The 15,413-nt window shown below is 72.6% G+C and carries 16 protein-coding genes and 1 tRNA gene; 5 read left to right on the top strand and 12 right to left on the bottom strand.

The window, feature by feature from the left end; all coding sequences use genetic code 11:
- Positions 1–2: 2 nt before the first annotated feature.
- The gene (locus BLV05_RS11340; RefSeq protein WP_046770887.1) at positions 3–623 is read left to right on the top strand and encodes a TetR/AcrR family transcriptional regulator; all 621 of its coding nucleotides are present in this window, start codon (positions 3–5) and stop codon (positions 621–623) included.
- Here BLV05_RS11340 and BLV05_RS11335 read toward each other — a convergent pair.
- The 3 genes from BLV05_RS11335 to BLV05_RS11325 form a co-directional block, all read right to left on the bottom strand.
- On the bottom strand, positions 607–1,188 hold the full coding sequence (locus BLV05_RS11335) for a dihydrofolate reductase family protein (protein WP_046770886.1): 582 nt from the start codon (positions 1,186–1,188) through the stop codon (positions 607–609). The two genes, BLV05_RS11340 and BLV05_RS11335, sit on opposite strands and share 17 nt — an antisense overlap.
- 97 nt (positions 1,189–1,285) lie before the next feature.
- Positions 1,286–1,978 carry a response regulator transcription factor gene (locus BLV05_RS11330; RefSeq protein WP_046770885.1) on the bottom strand — a complete coding sequence of 231 codons (693 nt, stop codon included), beginning with the start codon at positions 1,976–1,978 and terminating at the stop codon, positions 1,286–1,288.
- Entirely contained in the window at positions 1,975–3,192 is a 1,218-nt protein-coding gene (locus BLV05_RS11325) for a sensor histidine kinase (RefSeq protein ID WP_052762807.1), read from the bottom strand. The genes BLV05_RS11330 and BLV05_RS11325 overlap by 4 nt, the downstream gene beginning before the upstream one ends.
- 139 nt (positions 3,193–3,331) lie before the next feature.
- Between BLV05_RS11325 and BLV05_RS11320 the strand changes: the two genes are divergently transcribed.
- Both BLV05_RS11320 and BLV05_RS11315 read left to right on the top strand, forming a co-directional pair.
- Entirely contained in the window at positions 3,332–4,132 is an 801-nt protein-coding gene (locus BLV05_RS11320) for an ABC transporter ATP-binding protein (protein WP_046770884.1), read from the top strand.
- Positions 4,132–6,384: an FtsX-like permease family protein gene (locus tag BLV05_RS11315; protein ID WP_046770883.1), complete on the top strand. Its 2,253-nt coding sequence runs from the start codon at positions 4,132–4,134 to the stop codon at positions 6,382–6,384. The genes BLV05_RS11320 and BLV05_RS11315 overlap by 1 nt, the downstream gene beginning before the upstream one ends.
- 21 nt (positions 6,385–6,405) lie before the next feature.
- Here the strand turns inward: BLV05_RS11315 and BLV05_RS11310 are convergent, their stop codons facing one another.
- The 7 genes from BLV05_RS11310 to BLV05_RS11280 all read right to left on the bottom strand — a co-directional run bounded on the left by BLV05_RS11310 (position 6,406) and on the right by BLV05_RS11280 (position 12,108).
- On the bottom strand, positions 6,406–7,272 hold the full coding sequence (locus BLV05_RS11310; RefSeq protein ID WP_046770882.1) for an SDR family NAD(P)-dependent oxidoreductase: 867 nt from the start codon (positions 7,270–7,272) through the stop codon (positions 6,406–6,408).
- A gap of 122 nt (positions 7,273–7,394) precedes the next feature.
- Positions 7,395–7,468 (bottom strand) — tRNA-Leu (locus BLV05_RS11305).
- Between the two features lie 113 nt (positions 7,469–7,581).
- Positions 7,582–8,127 carry a peptide deformylase gene (locus BLV05_RS11300; protein WP_046770881.1) on the bottom strand — a complete coding sequence of 182 codons (546 nt, stop codon included), beginning with the start codon at positions 8,125–8,127 and terminating at the stop codon, positions 7,582–7,584.
- The gene (locus BLV05_RS11295; protein ID WP_046770880.1) at positions 8,124–8,645 is read right to left on the bottom strand and encodes a glycine cleavage system protein R; all 522 of its coding nucleotides are present in this window, start codon (positions 8,643–8,645) and stop codon (positions 8,124–8,126) included. Before BLV05_RS11295 ends, BLV05_RS11300 begins: the two co-directional genes overlap by 4 nt.
- On the bottom strand, positions 8,642–9,934 hold the full coding sequence (locus BLV05_RS11290) for an SAM-dependent methyltransferase (RefSeq protein ID WP_046770879.1): 1,293 nt from the start codon (positions 9,932–9,934) through the stop codon (positions 8,642–8,644). Before BLV05_RS11290 ends, BLV05_RS11295 begins: the two co-directional genes overlap by 4 nt.
- A gap of 111 nt (positions 9,935–10,045) precedes the next feature.
- On the bottom strand, positions 10,046–11,452 hold the full coding sequence (locus tag BLV05_RS11285) for an NAD(P)/FAD-dependent oxidoreductase (protein WP_046770878.1): 1,407 nt from the start codon (positions 11,450–11,452) through the stop codon (positions 10,046–10,048).
- Between the two features lie 41 nt (positions 11,453–11,493).
- Positions 11,494–12,108, bottom strand: coding sequence for a flavin reductase family protein (locus BLV05_RS11280; protein WP_046770877.1), 615 nt, complete (start codon positions 12,106–12,108; stop codon positions 11,494–11,496).
- Between the two features lie 58 nt (positions 12,109–12,166).
- On the opposite strand from BLV05_RS11280, the gene BLV05_RS11275 reads away from it, so the two are divergent.
- Both BLV05_RS11275 and BLV05_RS11270 read left to right on the top strand, forming a co-directional pair.
- Positions 12,167–12,895, top strand: coding sequence for an ArsR/SmtB family transcription factor (locus BLV05_RS11275; RefSeq protein WP_046770927.1), 729 nt, complete (start codon positions 12,167–12,169; stop codon positions 12,893–12,895).
- 151 nt (positions 12,896–13,046) lie between these two features.
- The gene (locus tag BLV05_RS11270; RefSeq protein WP_046770876.1) at positions 13,047–13,385 is read left to right on the top strand and encodes a YciI family protein; all 339 of its coding nucleotides are present in this window, start codon (positions 13,047–13,049) and stop codon (positions 13,383–13,385) included.
- A gap of 2 nt (positions 13,386–13,387) precedes the next feature.
- Here BLV05_RS11270 and BLV05_RS11265 read toward each other — a convergent pair whose 3' ends face one another.
- Positions 13,388–14,224: a uracil-DNA glycosylase gene (locus BLV05_RS11265; protein WP_046770875.1), complete on the bottom strand. Its 837-nt coding sequence runs from the start codon at positions 14,222–14,224 to the stop codon at positions 13,388–13,390.
- A gap of 14 nt (positions 14,225–14,238) precedes the next feature.
- Positions 14,239–15,372, bottom strand: a complete 1,134-nt coding sequence (locus BLV05_RS11260; RefSeq protein ID WP_046770874.1) for a hypothetical protein — start codon at positions 15,370–15,372, stop codon at positions 14,239–14,241.
- Between the last annotated feature and the right edge of the window lie 41 nt (positions 15,373–15,413).

The following is a 15,413-nucleotide window of genomic DNA, read 5'->3' as shown; positions in this document are numbered from 1 at the left end:
ACATGCACGCCGACGTCACCGAACCGGCGACGCGCACCCCCTCGGGGCCGGCCACCAGAACGCGCATCCTCACCGCGGCGAACGAGCTGTTCTACGCCCACGGCATCCGCGCCACCAGCGCCGACCGCATCATCGAGCAGGTCGGCATCACGAAGGTCACGTTCTACCGGCACTTCCGCACCAAGAGTGAGCTGGTGGTGGCCTACCTGGAGCAGCAGGCGGCCGCCGAGCGCGCGTGGATGCAGAGCGTCCGCCGCAAGGGCGACGCCGTGGGGTCGCTGCGCGCCCTCGCCACCGACATCGGCGCCGCGAGCTGCCGTCCGGGGTTCCGGGGCTGCGCGTTCATCAACGCGGCGGCGGAGTACGCCGACCCCGGCGACCCGGTCCGGGTCGCGGTGGCCGCGCACCGCCGCTGGATGCTCGACGAGTTCGCCGGCATCGCCGCGGAGGCCGGCGTCGACGACGTCGACTCCGCCGCAAGGCAGCTGATGATCCTCCGGGACGGCGCGATGGTGAACGGCTACCTCGGCGAGGCGTCGTCAGTGGCCGATGCCCTCGGCGCCGCGTTCGCCTCGGTCGTCACGACGGCCGCGCCTGGGCCGTCGGTCAACGGATCACCCTGAACCGCAGGTGAGTGGCGTTCGGCGTCTCGATCACCATGGTGCGCTCGAGCTGGAACCGGCCGCCCAGATGCTCGAACAGCCGGGTGCCGCCGCCGAGCAGGACCGGGGCCAGATGGAGCTGGATCTCGTCCATGAGACCGGCGGCGAGGCACTGCTGGGTGGCGCTGGCGCCGTGCACTCCGACCACCTTGTCGCCGGCGGCCGCCTTGGCCTGCTTCACGGCACTGTGGATGCCGTCAGCGACGAACGTGAAGACCGACGGTGCCCGGACCGTCGCCGGCGCCGGCGGGTTGTGGGTGAGCACGAAGCACGGCGCCGGGCCGGCCGGTCCGCCGTCACCCCAGCCGCCGTCGCCCTCGGCCAGGTCGTAGGACCGCCGGCCCATCAGGATCGATCCGAGCCCTTCGCCCATCGCCGCCAGCAGCTCGGTGTCGCGCGGGTCCGGATGACGCAGCCACGCGTGCAGGACCTCGCCGCCGTCGCCGAGCTGCTGGTCGCGGGTGACGTCCGGCGCGGTGATGAACCCGTCCAGCGACATCGAGATTCCTGCGATGACCTTGCCCATGACGTCTCCTTCTCGCGCGTCTCAGCCGACGGTGTGCTTGTCCGCGTGCCCGCGAGCTAACTGTGTCCTATGGACACTGTTTTCGCAAGAGCCCGGTTCACGACGACTGGTCCATGCCGCCGTTCGCGCCGTAGGCCAGGCCCGACTGGTAGGCGATGACGACGAGCTGCGCGCGATCGCGGGCCTGCAGCTTCGTCATGGCGCGCTGCACGTGGGCCCGGACGGTGAAGGGGCTGAGGTACATCCGCTCGGCGATCTCCTGGTTGGACAGGCCGGTCGCGACCAGGGCCACCATCTCGCGTTCGCGCGGGGTGAGGGCGTCGAGCTGCTCGGGCCGGTGCGCGGGCGCGTTGTCGGCCGGTGTGGCCAGGAAGCGGGCGATCAGTGCGCGGGTCGCGGCCGGCGAGAGCAGCGTCTCGCCGTCGGCGATCGTGCGGACGGCGTCCAGCAGCTCGGCCGCCCCGATGCCCTTGCCGATGAAGCCGCTCGCGCCCGCACGGAGCGCCTGGGCGACGTGCTCGTCGGTCTCGTAGGTCGTGAGGATCAGGATGCGGGTGGCCTGCAGCTCCGCGTCGGCGCAGATCTCGGCCGTGGCGGTGAGGCCGTCCACGTCGGGCATCCGGATGTCCATGACCACCACGTCCGGGTGCAGCTCGCGGGTGAGACTCACCGCTTCCCTGCCGTCGGCGGCCTCGCCGACGACGGTGAGGTCGTCGGCGGTGTCGAACAGGGTCCGGAACGCCTGGCGCAGCAGGGCCTGGTCGTCGGCGAGGAGCACGCGGACCGTCATCGCGTGCTCCTGACGGCCGGGAGCGGCAGGTCGGTGGAGACGAGGAAGCCACCCTCCGGGCGCCGGCGCGCGGAGAGCTGCCCGCCGACCGCGGCGGCTCGTTCGCGCATCCCGATCAGGCCGAAGCCGGGTGGCCGGTCCGGGGCCGGACGAACGTTCGTCCCGTCGTCGGCGACCGTGATGGTCAGCCGGTCGCGGCTCCAGACCAGGCCCACCTGGGCGTCGCCGGAGCCCGCATGCTTGGTCACGTTCGTCAACGCCTCCTGGATGATGCGGTAGGCGGTGAGGTCCACCCCCGGTGGCAGCGGCCTGGCCGTGCCCTCCTCGTGCACCGAGACCTCCAGGCCCGCGCGGCGGAACGACTCGAGCAGGGTGGGGAGCCGGGACAGCCCGGGCACCGGTTCGGCGGGCGCGACCGCGTCGCCTGACTGACGCAGCAGGCCGACCGTGGCGCGCAGGTCGTCGAGGGCGTTTCTGGTGGTCTCGATGACGTCCTCCAGGCTCTCGCGGGTCTGCTCGGGACGGACGTCGAACACCTGGGCGGCGACCATGGCCTGGGCGTTGGCCAGGGTGATCTGGTGGGCCACGAGGTCGTGCAGCTCACGGGCGATGCGCACCCGTTCCTCGGCGACCCTCCGGCGCGCCTCGCTCTCACGGCTCTTCTCGGCCCGGCGGGCCCGCTCCTCGACGGCGCCCAGGTAGGCCCGCCGGTTCTGCACCGACCACCCGAGCACCCCGGCCACCAACGGGACCGCGACCACCGTGCCCAGCCGCGTCACGTCCTGCCACGACAGCGTCTCGGCGAAGGGCGTCGTCGAGACCAGCAGCGCCGCCGACACCGGGATCGCGGCCGCCGCCCGCCTCTCGTCGCGCACCGCGAGGGCGTAGGCGGCGACCGCGGCCGGGGCCACCACGAGCGGCGTCAGCAGCAGACCCACCGGGGCCACCAGCAGGCCGCCCGCGGTCGTGAGGGCCAGGGCGGCCAGCGGCGCGCGGTGCCGCAGCGGCAGCACGGCGCACATCAGGACCGCGACGACGTACGCCGCGGCCGGCGGCGGCCCGAACGTGCCGTCGGCGTGCGCGACGCCGCCGGAGAGACAGAGCACGAACGTGGTGGCGAGGATCGCCGCCTCACGCCACCACGGTGCGCCTGGTCGCATGTCCCCGTTGGCCAGCACACGGCCCACGATACGAGGCGGCGACCCGGCGGGCATCGTCCTCAGCAACCGTCTGTCCTAGTGCACACGCACCAGACGAAGTCGGTTGCGAGGGACGACGACCGGCGGCTCGTCCGTGGGGAGCATGGGTTGCTGAATCGTCCGGCGCGAGCCGGACAGGAAGGCGGCATGAGGAATGTCCCACGACAGCGACAACACGACCGACGCGGTCCGGCTGACGGCCGTCCACAAGGTCTACGGCAAGCGCGACAACCAGGTGGTGGCGCTCGACGGCGTGACGACGCGGTTCGGCCGGGGCACGTTCACGGCGATCATGGGCCCGTCGGGATCCGGCAAGAGCACGCTGCTCCAGTGCGCGGCCGGGCTCGACCAGCCGACGTCGGGTTCGGTGCTCCTCGAGGACCACGAGCTCAGCGAGCTGGACGAGACCGAGCTGACGAAGCTGCGGCGCGACCGCATCGGCTTCGTCTTCCAGGCGTTCAACCTGCTCCCGGTCCTGACGGTGCGGCAGAACGTGACGTTGCCGCTGCGGCTCGCCGGGCGCAAGCCGGCCAGAGGCCGGGTGACGAGCGTGCTCGAACAGGTCGGCCTGGCCGAGCGGAGCAGGCATCGTCCGGCGGAGCTGTCCGGCGGGCAGCAACAGCGGGTCGCCATCGCGCGGGCGTTGATCACCGAGCCCGCGGTCATCTTCGCCGACGAGCCGACGGGCGCGCTGGACACGGGGACCGCGCGGGGCGTTCTCGGGTTGCTGCGGCACTCGGCGCGGACCGCCGGCCAGACGATCGTGATGGTGACGCACGATCCGGTCGCGGCGTCCTACGCCGATCGGGTCGTGTTCCTCGCCGACGGGCGTCTGGTGGGCGAGCTGCACTCGCCGACGGCGGCCGCCGTGGCCGAGCGGATGACCCGCCTGGGCGCCTTCGCCGACGACGTACCCCTCCCGTCCTCGGCGACGGTGGCGGGAGGGCGGCGCTGATGTTGCGACTGGCGCTTCGCACGCTGCGGTTCCGGATGGGCACGTTCGTGGCGGCGTTCCTCGCCATGTTCTTCGCCGCGGCCATCGTGATGGCCTGTGGCGGGCTGATCGAGACGGGCATCCGCACGGCTGTTCCTCCGCAGCAGCTCGCCTCGGCCGACATCGTCGTCGCCGGCAACCAGGAGTACGACGCTCGCGGCGGCGACCCGGACGAACCGGCGATCCTGCCCGAGCGGGTCCGCATCGACGCCGGGCTGGAGGACACGATCTCGGACCTGCCGGGTGTGCAGGAGACGACGACCTACGTCTTCGACGGCGACCCGCCCGCGGGGACCGTCGACGCGATCGGCGTGGTGACCGAGCCCGGCGCGGACGTGGGCGAGGTCCGGGAGCGCATCGACGCCGACCTGGACGGCACCACCACCACCCTGGTGGGCGACCAGCGGGGGCAGGCGGAACTGCGCGAGGCCAAGGGCACCAGTGTGAACATCGTCGCCCTGGCCGGCGTCTTCACCGCCTTCGCGATCATGGTGTCGGTCTTCGGAGTGGCGTCGATGCTGGCCCTGTCGATCACTCAGCGCCAGCAGGAGCTCGCGCTGTTGCGGGCCATCGGATCCACGCCCCGTCAGGTGCGCCGGCTGATCCTCCGTGAGACCTTGGCACTGTCGTTGGTCGCCACCGCGCTGGCCATCGCCCCGGGCCGGTTCCTGGGCGAGTTCGTGTTCGACCAGCTGGCCGATCGCGGCATCGCCACCGAAGGGGTGGCCTTCCACCAGGGCTGGATACCGACGGTGGCCGCGATGGGGATCGCGGTGATCGCGGCGCTCGCCGGTGCCCTGGGTGCCGGGCGGAGAGCCGCGCGCATCAAGCCCACCCAGGCCCTCGCCGAAGCCTCTCTCGAAGGCAGGCTGATCGGCGGGTGGCGAGCCTTCATCGCACTGCTCCTGATCGGTGGCGGGGTCGCCCTGACCTTCGTCAGCATCGCGGTGATGAGCGGACCGCTCACTCCGGCCACGGCTGCGCCCGCGGTCATCGTCTTCGCCATCGGATTCGCCCTGCTGGCCCCCGTCCTGGCGAAGGTCATGACCTTCGTCCTCCAGTGGCCCGTGCGCGCGCTGGGCGGCGTGACCGGCCAGCTCGCCGTGCTCAACGCCCGCGGCCGGACCGGCCGGATGGCGGCGGTGATGGCACCGGTCGTCCTGCTGACCGGCGTGGCGACCGGCATGCTGTACCTGCAGACGACCAACGACGACGCCGACCGGCAGATCTTCGCGGACAGCCTCATCGCCGACGCGGTCGTGACCGCCGAGGACGGGCTCGACCCGGACCTGGTCGAGCGGATCGACGAGCTGCCCGGCGTGGCCGGCGCGTCGGAGTACGTCAGCAGCACCGGGTTCATCGAGAACCCCGACGACAGCTCACCGGCGGGTGAGGGCTGGAACCTCCAGGGCGTCACCGCCGGCGGCGCGGACGCCACCACACCCGTCGACGTCACCGCCGGCGACTTCGCCGACCTGCGCGGTGACACGGTCGCGCTCGAAGACCAGCACGCCGGCAGGCTGGGCGTCGACGTCGGCGACACGATCTCGCTGCGGATGGGCGACAACACCACGATCGACGCTCAGGTGGCCGCGCTGTTCTCCGCCCCGGACGACTACGACACGCTGCTGCTGCCGACCGAGACCCTGGCCGCGCACACCACCGACGGGTTCGCGACGCGGATCCTGGTCACCGCCGACGCGGACACCGACCCCGGCGCCCTCAGGGCCGATCTGACGGACTTGCTCGCCGGCCAGGACGGACTGACGGTGAGCGGCCGCGACGTCCTGTTCAGCGAGTACGACGAACAGCGGACGACCGCCACCTTCGCGATCTACATCATGGTGATCATGATCGCCGGGTATGCGGCCATCACGGTGATCAACACCCTGGCGTCGAGCACGACCGCGCGGCGGCGGGAGTTCGGGCTGCAGCGGCTCGCGGGCTCGACCCGCGGTCAGGTGCTGCGGATGGTCGGGATCGAAGGCGCGATCGTCGCCGTCAGCGGCGTAGCGCTGGGCACCATGGCCTCGATCGCGATCCTGGTCCCGGTCAGCCTCAAGCGCCTCGACTCGGTGCTGCCGTCGGGTTCCCCGTTCATCTACGCGGCGACGGCCGGCCTGGCCGTTCTGCTGACCCTCGGCGCCACGCTGCTACCCGCCTGGCGGGCGACGCGTGGCCGGCCCGCCGAGTCGGCACTCGCCATCGAATAGTCGCGAGCGTCGCCGAAGCACTCAGACCACGGTGGGCCCGAGGTCGTGTTCGGGTCTGCCGTGGGCTTCGACGGAGAGATCCTGCCAGTCCGCCCAGGTCTTGAGCCGGTCGGCGTAGACCTTCTGGATGATCTGATAGCCCTGGGGGCCGAAGAACACTCGCAGGGGCGGGTTCTCGGAGTCGACGATCTTGAGCAGGGCCTGGGCCGCGGCCGCCGGGTCGCCGCCGGGCGACTTGCCCATGAACGCGGCGATGCGCTGGCGGAGGCCGTCGTAGATCGGATTGCGGCCGGCCTGGTCGCCGTCGGTGAGTGGATCGGGCTTCTCCCCGCCGCGCCTGGTGGCGAAGCCGCCGGGTGCGACCACCGTCACCTTGATGCCGAACTCGCCGACCTCTTGCGCGAGCGAGTCGTTCAGGACCTCGAGAGCCCACTTCGATGCGTGGTACCCGCCACCGAGTGGTGCCGCGAACAGGCCCGCCATGGACGACATCTGGATGAGGTGCCCGCTGCCCTGCACGCGCAGGTACGGCAGCGCGGCCTGGACGACCCGCAGCGCGCCGAACACGTTGGTCTCCAGTACGTCTCGCAACTGCTGCTCGGCCAGTTCCTCGACCGCGCCGATCAGGGCGTAGCCCGCGTTGTTGACGACGACGTCGAGACGGCCGAAGTGCTCCTCGGCTCGCCGCACACTCTCGAACACCACGGCTCTGTCGGTGACGTCCATGTCGAGCGGGAGCACCGCATCGCCATAGGTGCCGACCAGATCCTTCAGGGTTGCGCTGTTCCTGGCGGTCGCCGCCACCTTGTCGCCGCGAGACAGGGCGGCCTCCACGAACTGGCGACCCAAGCCGCGGGATGAACCGGTGACGAACCACACCTTGCTCATGAATTCTCCGAATCTCTGGGGTCGGCTCTCAAACCCCAGACGAGATGGACCGGCAAGGATGTGACATCGCCACGAGGACGGCCTCGCGGCGCTCCAGGAGCGCAGTGTGTGCAAACTTGGTGTGCCCCCGGTCGGACTCGAACCGACACTGTTCAGCTTTTAAGGCTGATGCCTCTGCCGATTGGGCTACGGGGGCCGGATTCAGTATCGCGTCCGGCAGGTCGCCTGTCTCCTGACGAAACCTCCCATTCCGGACACGATCGGGTCACGTGTCAGGCGGGTGTGAGACCCCGGCGCCCAGGCCGGCGGCTACAGGTAGGTCTGCCGCGGGAAGACGGCGTGGGCGCCGGCGACGCGGTCGAGGAAGAGGAAGCCGGCGCAGTGGTCGATCTCGTGCTGCAACGCTCTGGCCTCGAACGCGTCGGTCTCGACGGTTAACTCCTCGCCGCTGCCGGGCAGCAGGCCGCGGACCGTCAGCCGGGTGGCGCGCTTGACGTCGCCGGTGAGGTCGGGGACGGACATGCAGCCCTCGCGGCCCTTCTCCTTGCGGGTCGCTTCGACCACCTCGGCGTTGCAGAGCGCGAAGGTGCCGTGGCCGGTGCGGGTCTTCGGGTGCTGGCTGACGTCGACGGCGAAGAGGTGGGCGGCGACGCCGACCTGGCAGGCGGCGAGGCCGACACAGCCGGGCGAGACGCGCATGGTGGCGACGAGGTCGGCGGCGAGCTGCACGACCTTCGGGTCGGCGGGGTCGACCAGCGGGGACGGCGCGGCGAGGACGGGGTCGGGGGCGCGGACCACGGTGAGGACGCGGCCCGGCACCCCGAGGTCGGCCTCGGTCCAGTCGGCGATGCTCACAGGACGTCGGTCTCCTGCGGCCGCAGGGTGACGCCGACACCCAGCTCGGCGCCGGCGTCGCGGAGCCGGCCGCCCACCGCGTCGGCGTCGGCGTCGGCGGGCAGGTCGACCTCGGCGATGGCGACGTAGAGGTCGCCGGTCAGCCGGGTCGTGAGGTCGGTGATGTTGCCGCCGGCCTCGGCCAGCACGCCGGTGACGGCGGACACGATGCCGGGGCGGTCGCCGCCGTGCACCGTCAGCACGTACGGCCGCAGCGACCGCGAGCCGGCGCCATCCTCGTCGGGCACGGCGGCAGCCGACACCTGGAGCCGTCCGTCGGCGGCCAGCCCGGCCAGCGCCTGCTGGACCTCCGCCGGCGACCGGTCGCCGGAGCAGATCAGCATCATGGCGAAGTGACCGCGCAGCAGGGTCATGGTGGAGTCTTCGAGGTTCAGGCCGAGTCCGGCCAGGCCGGCGGTGGCGTCGGCGATGATGCCGGGGCGGTCGTGTCCGATGACGGTGACGGCGATGAGGCTCACAGGCTCCATCCAACCGGACGCACCATCGGCAGGTCACTTCGGCCGTCGCGATGTGGGCGCACGGCCAGCACCTGGTCGACGCCGATGCGGGCGGCGTCGAACGAGACGGCCGACGCGGTCATGTAGAGCCGCCACACGCGGGCCCGGCCCTCGCCGGCCAGCTCGACGGCGCGCCGCCAGCCGCGTTCCAGGTTCGCGACCCACGCGCGCAGCGTCCGCGCGTAGTGCTCGCGCAGCGCCTGGACGTCGCGCACCTCGAACCCACCCGCCTCCAGCCGCTGCACGACGTCGCCGATCGGGATCAGCTCCCCGTCGGGGAACACGTACGCGTCGATGAACGTCCGCCGCGGCCGGGCCAGCCCGTGCGCCCGCGGCCGCCCGGACCGCACGATCTGGTGGTTGAGCAGCCGGCCGCCGGGCCGCAGCAGGCTGTACAAGCGGGCGGAGTACTCCGGCCACGTCGCCGCGCCCAGGTGCTCGGCCATGCCGACGCTGGCGATGGCGTCGAACGGGCCGTCGGCGACGTCGCGCCAGTCCTGCACGCGGATCTCGACCGCGTCGGACCGGCCGGCGTCGGCGACTCGCTGCTTGGCGTACTCGGCCTGCGGCACCGACAGTGTGACGCCGACGGCCTCGACGCCGTGGTGCTCGGCGGCGTGCAGCACCAGCGAGCCCCAGCCGGAGCCGACGTCGAGCAGCCGCATGCCGGGCCGGAGCCCGAGCTTCTGGCAGATCAGCTCGTTCTTGGCCCGCTGGGCCTCCTCGAGCGTGGCGGCGTCGCCGGTCCAGTAGGCGCACGAGTAGACCATCGACGGGCCGAGGACCAGCTCGTAGAAGTCGTTGCCGACGTCGTAGTGGTGGCTGATGGCGGCTTGGTCGCGGCCCTTGGAGTGGCGGTCGCCGGCCAGCACGACCTCCTCGGGCGGCGGCTTCAGCGGCGGCCCGACGGCGCCGAGCATGACCCCCAGCCGGATGACCTCGGCGCGGTCGGCGGCACTGAACCGGCCGCGGCGGCCGAGCTCCCGCAGGGTGTCGTCGAGCCTGGTCAGCGCCTCGTCGAGGTCGCCTTCGACGTCCAGCTCACCGGCCACCCAGCCGCGGGCCAGGCCGATCTCGTCGGGCTGCCACAGCAACCGGCGCAGTGCCCGGCGGGACCGGATGACCAGCACCGGGCCGTCCTGCGGGCCGGCGTGCGCGCCGTCCCAGGTGCGGATGCCCAGCGGCAGCGGCCGCCCCAGCAGCCGTTCGACCAGCCCGGCGATGCGTCCCGCCGCTCCCCCAGTGGACATGGCGACCTCCCAGTCCGTGCCCCTCCCCTGCCACGCTAGCGAGACGGCGGGGTCGCTGCCACGGCTTTCGGCAGGGGCCGCCCACGGCGAGCGGAGCGTCCGCGCGGTGGCTCAGCCGCGCGGAAGCCGGCCGCCCGCCGTGGTGGCTGTCTCCGCCTGGCGGGGAGCGCTCGGTTGCGCGGCCCGCGGCGCGCCCGGTTGCGCGGCCCGGCGGAAGTCCTCGCGTGGCATCCGCATGCGGCCGAGCGTGACGACCTCGCGCTTGAACAGCAGCGCCAGGGTCCAGTCGACCACCACGCGGAACTTGCGGTTGAACGTCGGCATCTTGCTCATGTGGTACGTGCGGTGCATGAACCAGGCCGGGAAGCCGCGGACCTTGATGCCGTAGGTGTGCGCGACGCCCTTGTAGAGGCCGAGGCTGGCGACCGAGCCGATGTACTTGTGCTTGTACGGCTTCGGCAGCCCACCCTCGAGGTCGGCGACGATGTTCTTGGCCAGCAGCTTCGCCTGCCGCACGGCGTGCTGGGCGTTAGGCGCCGTCCACACGTTCGGTTGCCCCGCACTGAGGTCCGGGATGGCGGCGTTGTCGCCGGCCGCCCACGCGTCGTCGAGACCGTCGATGCGCATCTCGGGCAGGCAGCGCAGCCGGCCGCGCTCGTCCAGCGGCAGGTCGGTGTTGGCGAGGACGGGGTTGGCCTTGACGCCCGCGGTCCACACGATGGTGTCGGCGTCGAACGGCCTGCCCTTGGACAGCACGACGTGGCCGTCGACGCAGGACTCGAGCAGCGTCTCGAGGCGGATCTCGATGTCGCGCTTGCTCAGCTCGACGACGGTGTATTCGCCCATCTCCGGGCCGACCTCGGGCAGGATGCGCCCAGCGGCCTCGACCAGCACCCAGCGCATGTCACCGGGCTTGAGCTGCGGGTAGTACCGCAGCGCGTAGCGGGCCATGTCCTCCAGCTCACCGAGCGCCTCGACGCCGGCGAACCCGCCGCCCACGAAGACGAACGTCAGTGCCCGCTTGCGCACCTCGGGGTCGGTGGTCGACGCGGCGACGTCGAGCCGGTCGAGGACGTGGTTGCGCAGGGCGATCGCCTCTTCGATCTGCTTGAAGCCGATGCCGACCTCGGCGAGGCCGGGGATCGGCAGCGTCCGCGAGATCGACCCGAGCGCCACGACGAGGATGTCGTAGCCAAGCTGGTAGTCGTTGCCGATCTCCGGCTTGACGGTCACGGTCTTGGCGGCGTGGCTGATCGCGGTGACCTCGCCGGTGATGACGTTGCTGCGCTTCAGGACCCGGCGAAGGGGCACGACGACGTGCCGCGGCTCCAGCGAACCGGCCGCCGCCTCGGGCAGGAACGGCTGGTAGGTCATATAGGAACGCGGGTCGATGACGGTGATGCGGGCCTGGCTCCGCTTCAGGGACCGCTGCAGCCCGAGCGCGGTGTACATGCCGACGTACCCGCCGCCGACGATGAGGATGTGCGGGGTTCCGGTGCGTCCGACTCTCCCGTTCATACCCCTAGCCTAGGGGCTTGTGAATGCGTTCACAAGCCATTTCAAGGTGCGCTCGACCACATCCGCGGCGTCTCGGAGCGGAAGCTGTGCCCCAGCTCGCCGCCGAGCCCGAAGTAGTGCCGGAAGTTGTAGATCAACGGGGTCCACCGCGCCGGGTCGACGTGCTGCGTACCGGGCACGACGATGTCCGGGTCGGCGTGCACGCGCAGCACCCGGGCCTCGACGACGACGAACGTGCTGTCGGCGCCCGGGCGAACCTCGGCCGTCGCCTCGAGCCACAGCGGACACTCGGCCACCCCCGGCGGGCCGACCAGCTCGGACGGCGCGGGCGTCAGGCCGGCGGCGGCGAACTTGTCCGGTTCGTACCGGAACCCGGGCTTGCTCGCCGGCACCGGATCGCGGCCGGTGAGCGGGGCCAGCCGCTCGACCGCCGGCCAGAGCTCCGGGGCCGGGAAGCTGATCGTCAGGTCCGGCCGGACGGCGAGGTTGGCCGCGGTCTGCCCCTCGGTGCCGAGCCCGAGCACCATCACCTGGCCGAGTGCCCAGGCCGACGACATCGGCGCCAGGTTGGCCGTGCCGTCCGGGTTCTCGGACGCCAGCAGCGCCACCGGAGTGCCGACGTACAGGATGCTGGGGGCGATCGTCACGTGGTCCACGCCGGTCGACGCTAGGCCCGTGACGGTTCGGCGCCGGCCGAACCGTCACGGGGCGATGATGGTGGACATGACCGACACCGCACTGGCGGGAACGGCCCTGGCCGGCCTGGCCGGGCTGCTCGCCGACCGCACCCGGGCGACGGTATGTCTGGCGCTCATGGACGGCCGGGCCTGGACCGCCGCCGAACTGGCCCGGACCGCCGGCGTCGCGCGGTCGACGGCCACCGAGCACCTGAACCTGCTGGTGTCCGGCGGCCTGCTCACCGAGGTGCGGCAGGGCCGGCACCGCTGTCTGCGGCTGGCCGACCACGCCGCCGAGCTGGTCGAGCGGCTGGCCGCCGCCGCTCCTCCCGGTGCGGCCGCGCCGGTGCGTTCGCTGACGACGGCACACCGCCGGCGGGCGCTGGCCGCCGCCCGGACCTGCTACGACCACCTGGCCGGCACCCTCGGCGTCGCGGTGACCGACGCGATGACGGCGCGCGGCCTGCTCTCCTGGGACCGCGGCCTCACCCTCACCGACGACGGCGACCGCTGGTTGGCCGCACTGGTCGGCGCCTGGCCACCCGCGTCGCGGCGGCCGCTGGTCCGCTCGTGCCTGGACTGGACCGAGCGGCGGCCGCACCTCGGCGGCGCCACCGGAGCGGCGCTGTGCTCCCACGCCGTCGAGGCGGGTTGGGTCGTGCGGTCGAGGCAGTCCCGTGCATTGCGGATCACCGACGCCGGGCGTTCGGAGCTGCGCGACCACCTGGGACTGGAGCTGCCCGCCGACGTCGGCGCCCGCCCGTAGGGTGGGAGGCCCCCCGGCGGGCGGGGACCACCTGGCACACCGGCCAACTCCCGACCGGGCGGCGACTGAGAATTCTCTCGTCGCGGTTGTCGATTCCGCCGGCCGCCGCGTGACGGACTCGGTGAAGGCACCGACCAGAGAGAGGACCCTCATGTCGCACTACGCGATCCTGATCTACGCACCTGGAGAGCCGGCAGACGCGGCGGCGGACGAGCGCGGCGTGCACGACCGGCACGCCGACGAGCTGGCGGGCGCCGGCTCGATGGTCGCGGCGTACGCGCTGCAGCCCGGCGCGCAGGCCCGGTCGGTGCGGGCCGGCGGCGTCACCGACGGCCCGTTCCTGGAGACCAAGGAGGTCGTCGCGGGCATCTACGTCGTCGCGGCGCCCGACCTCGAGACCGCCGTCGCGATCGCCGGGCAGAACCCCGTCGTGCGGCAGGGCGGCGGCGTCGAGGTGCGCGAGATCGAGAGCGGCACCCTCCCGGCCTGACGTTAGGTCGCGGCGGCCCGGCCGAACACGTCGTCGAGCATGGGCTCGGTGAGCCTGCCGGTGAAGGTGTTCTGCTGGCTCGGGTGGTAGCTGCCGATCAGCCGCACCGGCGCCGTCGCCGGCGACCCGTCCGCCGGGTCCAGCGTCACGTCGGCGCCGTGCCCGAACACCGGCCGCGGCCGGGGCACGGTCAGCCCGGCCCGGCCGAGCGTTCGCAGCGCGGCGGCCCACGCGAACGACCCGAGCGCGACCGCGGCGCGCACCGTCGGCAGCACCAGCTCGACCTCGCGGTCCAGCCACGGCACGCAGGCGTCGCGCTCCCCCGGCGTCGGCTTGTTGTCAGGGGGTGCACAGCGGACGGCGGCGGCGATGCGGGCGCCGATCAGCTCCAGGCCGTCACCGGCGTGCGTCGCGGTCGGCTGGCTGGCCAGGCCGGCGCGGTACAGCGCGGCGTAGAGCCAGTCGCCGCTGCGATCGCCGGTGAAGACGCGGCCGGTGCGGTTGCCGCCGTTGGCCGCGGGCGCCAGCCCGAAGACCAGCACCCGCGGCCGCGGGTCGCCCCAGCCCGGCGTCGGCCGGCCCCAGTACGGCTGGTCCGCGAACGACTTGCGCTTCTCCCGGGCGACGTCCTCGCGCCAGGTCACCAGCCGCGGGCAGGCCCGGCACACCGAGGAGCGCGCGACCACCTCGGCCAGCGACGCGCCAGCCGCCAGCCGCGCGACGTCGGCGGCCGACCTCGCCACCGGGGTGTCCGGCCCGGCCGGGTCGCCGGGCCAGCCGGTCCCCGGCGGAACGGGGCTGGGGAACGGCTGGCCGGTGAGCGGATGGGGCAGCAGCACGCCCCATATTGTGCCTATCGAGTGATGACGCCGGTGAGGCGGTCGTAGCGGAGCACCCGCGACACGCTCTCGCTCGGGTCGGCCAGGCCGGTCACCTCGAACGCGGTGACGCCGAACTTCACCCGGTCGACGGTGGCGATACGCAGCCACGGCGCATTGTCGCGCAGCACCGTGACCTCCTCGAGCAGCGTGCCGTCGCGGCCGGCGGCGATCGCGTACGTCGGGCCGGTCGGCGCGGCGAGGTCGATGCCGCCGTCCTCGCGCAGCGTCATCGTGCAGGTGAGGTTGCCGCGCCCGCCGTTGTCCGTCCCGATGAAGTCGTACAGCGGCGCGGGGTCGCCGACGTAGTAGCGCAGCCGGCCGAGGCCGGTGACGTCCATGCCGTTGTAGAAATTCTTGCCCTCGCGGTCGAGCCAGAGATGCGGGTTGTGCGTCTTGGCGTTGAAGTCACGGCCGGAGTTGTAGGAGATGTGCCAGTGCGGCGGGTTGTCGGCGTGCAGCGTGTTGTTGGTCTCGAAGCCCATCAGCACCCACCGGTGACCCTTCGCGGCCGCCGTCGCGACCAGGCCCGACGCGTGGCAGATGTAGTTCGCGGCGACCAGCTGGTGCACGACCGACTTCACCTCGCCGGCCGGCCACGGCACCGTCGTCCACGGGCCGGCGACGCGGTCGGCGTCGTTGTGCTCGATGCGCCAGTTCATCCCCGACACGTTCTCGGGGAAGCTCCACACCTGCAGCGTCGGCTGGTTCGCGTCGGCCGACGTCTGGGTGACGGGGAGCGTGAACGTGAACCGGTCGCCGTCGGCGGGGTCGGGGCGCAGCGCCAGTCGGGTGTCCTGGTGGACGACCGTCTCGACCGCGACGTCCGGCCAGCGCACGGCGATCTCGATGCCGGTGGAGCGCGGGCCGACCACGAACGTGTAGTACTCCGCTCGGCTGGCGACGGAGTAGCGGGTCCCGGCCAGGATGCTGTAGCCGGCCGGCAGCGTGATCTCCGGGACGCTGGGGGTGTCGGGCCGGGTACGGACGACGCGGAAGGCGGCGTACGCGGTGGGTTCGGCGCCGCTGGCGGCGCGCGGGACAGTCAGGGCGAGACCCGCTGCGGAGGCACCCGCGATGAGCGTGCGCCGGGTCAGTGCTCCGGACATGTGAAGGCCCTTCTCTCGTCGAGTCGGCGAATCGGTCCAGT

The sequence above is a fragment of the Jiangella alkaliphila genome, assembly GCF_900105925.1.
Lineage (GTDB): Bacteria > Actinomycetota > Actinomycetes > Jiangellales > Jiangellaceae > Jiangella > Jiangella alkaliphila.
Note: the sequence above shows the minus strand (reverse complement) of the source record. Positions and strands in the feature narration are given on the sequence as shown.